Annotated in this window: 3 protein-coding genes; all 3 read right to left on the bottom strand. The window is 57.2% G+C overall.

All coding sequences use genetic code 11. The features are described 5' to 3' along the window. The coding region (locus AC1D35_RS35215; RefSeq protein WP_477942553.1) for a secretin N-terminal domain-containing protein at nucleotides 1–1,717 on the bottom strand (1,717 nt) is incomplete at its 3' end. Between the two features lie 267 nt (nucleotides 1,718–1,984). After that, the gene (locus AC1D35_RS35210) at nucleotides 1,985–2,275 is read right to left on the bottom strand and encodes a hypothetical protein (RefSeq protein ID WP_477942551.1); all 291 of its coding nucleotides are present in this window, start codon (nucleotides 2,273–2,275) and stop codon (nucleotides 1,985–1,987) included. A gap of 10 nt (nucleotides 2,276–2,285) precedes the next feature. Beyond that, on the bottom strand, nucleotides 2,286–3,266 hold a 981-nt coding region (locus tag AC1D35_RS35205; RefSeq protein ID WP_477942549.1), incomplete at its 5' end, for an RHS repeat-associated core domain-containing protein.

Here is a 3,266-nt window from a genome sequence, read left to right as displayed (position 1 = left end):
GGCCCGAGCTGTTGACCCGCGGCACGACGGACAGAATGATGCCGGTATCCTTGAGTTCAATCGAGTTGATCACCGGCGAGTTACCGTTGACGCTGGCCGCCTGCTGGGTGACGATCGGCACCTGATCGCCAACCTGCAAGGTCGCCTTTTGATTGTTGAGCGCCATCAGCGTGGGCGCCGAAACGACATTGACGTCGGTAATGCTCGACAGCGCGTTCAGCGTCACTCTTATGTCGCTGGTCGCATAGCTCCAGCCGAAACCGGGGAAAGACATTCCCGTGCCGCCATTGGCAAGGTCGGAGAAGCCGAAGCTGAAATTGCCGTTCTCGAAGAACCAGCGCAGGCCGAACTTCAATTCGTTGTTCAAGGTGACTTCGGCAATGACGGCTTCAAGGAGCACCTGGGTCGGGGCGACGTCGAGCTGGCGCAACAACTGCTGGACGTGCTCATATTCGCGGGCGGTAGTTGAGATAAGCAACGCGTTGTTCTCGACGTCGGCAACGACCGCTGTTTTGGTCTTGGCCGGCTCGGCGCTGTAGCCCGCGAGCTGGCTCGGGGCGCTATCTGCAGGAGCGCTCGTCTGCTGAGCCTGGACCTCGGAAACAATATCGGTCTGCTGCAGATTGGGAGCTACCGCATCGAGCGCTTTGCCCCCGCCATTCGTCGAGGATTGGCCGCTGAGGACGGCCTGCAGCACCTGCGCAAGTTCTTTTGCGGGTCGGTTCTGAATGTCGTAGACGAACAGCTGCTCTTCGTTCGTGCTCGCCAGACGGTCGAGCTTCTGGATCCAGCCGGAGGCGCGCTCCAGATATTGCGGCCGCGACGTGATGACGAGCACCGAGTTCAGGCGTTCGTTCGGGATGAAGCGGATGATTTTGCCGCCGCCGCTGTCATTGGCAAAGATCGTATCGAGTTCCTTGGCGACCGCCGACGGCTGCGATGCTTTTAGCGGATGGAGCGCAACCGACATGCCCTCCATCCAGTCGACGTCGAAGACGCCGATCGCTTCACGCATCGAGGCGAGATCGCTGTTCGATCCGGCGAGCATGATCAGGTTGCGTTTGGGATCGACCTGAAGGATCGAGCCCTGGCGGCTGATCGGTTCAAGAATGCCCTTCATCTCGTCGGCCGAGACATATTTGAGTTCGACGACCTGCACCTTGATGCCCGGTCCTTTGGGCGAGGCGGAGGGTACGCTGACATCGGGCGTAGACGACAATGCCTCGGACGCGGGYACGACCTGGTAGCTGTCGTTCCTTTTTACCACGACAGCGCCGTTCACGGATAACGCCGCTTCGAAAATATCGAGCAGCGCCTCCTTCGATACCGGGCTCGTCGTCTGCAGCGTTACGGTTCCGGACAGTCGCGGATCCACCACGTAGTTTAAATGAAGCGTGTCGCCGAGCACGCTCCGGGCGGCGGCCTCGATCGTGGCACCGACGAGGTTCAGGCTGTAGCCTTCGCCACCCTTGGGAAGCTGACCGACAGAGACCGGCGGTCCGCCATAAGACACAAATGTGCCGCTTCCCTGATGGATGGCGCCATTGAAACTGTCGGCTGAGGGCGCCCCGCCGATGATGCGGGAGGATTGTCTGGAGGTCGGAAGTGGCTTGCCGGTGGAATCGAGCTCGTTGAGCTTGACCGACAGTACGTCATCTATGGAATCCGTGGCGCTGCAGGCCGCCAGCGACAGCAGGCCGAGTAAGAAAACTGGCACCAAGGATTTCATAAATCGGATCCACACGCATCTCTTGCACCGGACCTTAGACAGCGAAGGTGAAGGCCGCATCAGCAGAATTTGAGCGAGCTTCGGTTTCCACAGGTTTAAGCTGACGTTCCCCCCGGCGTCGACATGGTCGTCGCCGGCTCGGCGCGGCCCGGGTGAGCAGATTACCTTGAGCCGGCCGTCGTCAAATCCAATATGCCGAGTCGCGCTTTAGCTTGACTAGCAATGGCACCTTGTTCGAGGGAACGGAACGATTGATCACACGCTTTCGATTTGAACTACGGCTGCTCGCTTCGAGCCTTCGTAGAGTTCGAACGTTGAACCTGCCCGCAATCTCTGAGTGGGACCATTGTTCATCAGAAATCGGGCCTTGCCATGAAATTCACCGGAAGCCACTTGGCTAAATTCTACTACGATGCTCCATGCATCGTTCGGCCAAGACGAGATGTCTTCAGGGAACTTCGCAGGCGCGATATATCTTCCTTCGTTGGCTATGTTTGGTCTTTTCCAATCTGACCAATAAACCTTCACGTCCACGCCGCTGCTCATAGAATTTCCTTCACCAACTGATTTTGACGCCGTCTAACTGATCAATGTCTGCATATCTTGCAGGACCGATCCCGTCCAAACGCTCCATCCGGTAAAATTTGTCCGCGATTGCAGAGGGAACTTCAGCGTTCACAATCGTAGATTTGCCCGCCCCATTCATGGTTTCGCCCCACTTTGCAGCATCCTTAGCGCTTTCCGCGAACCATTTTCCTTCCATCGAGTTCTTCCCTACTGAGAACTTCCCAGTTGCTTGAATTCCTTCTAGCTCAGCCTTACTCACTGCTCTGTATAACACCGTCGTCCCGGCTTTTTCGAGCCGCAGGCCGGTTATGACGGCCGCTTTGATACCTACTCCCACGATTCCTTGCTCAGTTGCCGTTGCGGGATTTGGAGGCAAATCTCTCAAAACATAGTCAATGGTTCCCAATGGGTCACGCTTTAAGTCGCGGTAAAGCTGACGGGTATCGTTGACTGGTTGAAATAGTAACGAGTTGTAACTTTTTACTGCATAGTTTCTTAGCCTGTTAATGGAATCGCGTGTGCCACTCGCGAGCCCGCTGTCAGTCGATCTCTGTCCCCAGCCAGGATTGTTGATTGGGCCGACCCAGCCGCCACTATGCCCGTTCGGATCGCTTTTATTAACGGGATCGTTTTCGGCATAGCTGTATCGGTTGGTGCCGACGCCATCCTTGGTGGGATCCCAGTCGTCGGGTGAGATGAACCGTCCGAAGGCGGGGTCATAGTATCTCGCATTGAGATACATCAGGCCGGTTTCGGGGTCGAAGCGCTCGCCGATATAGCCCTTATGGGTCTGCATCGCCGTGTTGGTGCGCTCGCCGAAGGCGGCATAGCCCGTCTGTTCGACGATATTGCCGTTGGGTGCCCCCGTCACCAGCCTGACCGAGGCTAGATGGTCGCGATGCAGGATAAAGACGTTCTTGGTTGCGGTCGACAGATTGGCGACGATCTTGGCGTCCGGATGCGGGTAGAC

The organism is Rhizobium sp. P1_E6, assembly GCF_056405875.1.
The sequence above is the reverse complement of the archived record's forward strand: the minus strand, read 5'-3'. Positions and strand labels throughout refer to the sequence as shown.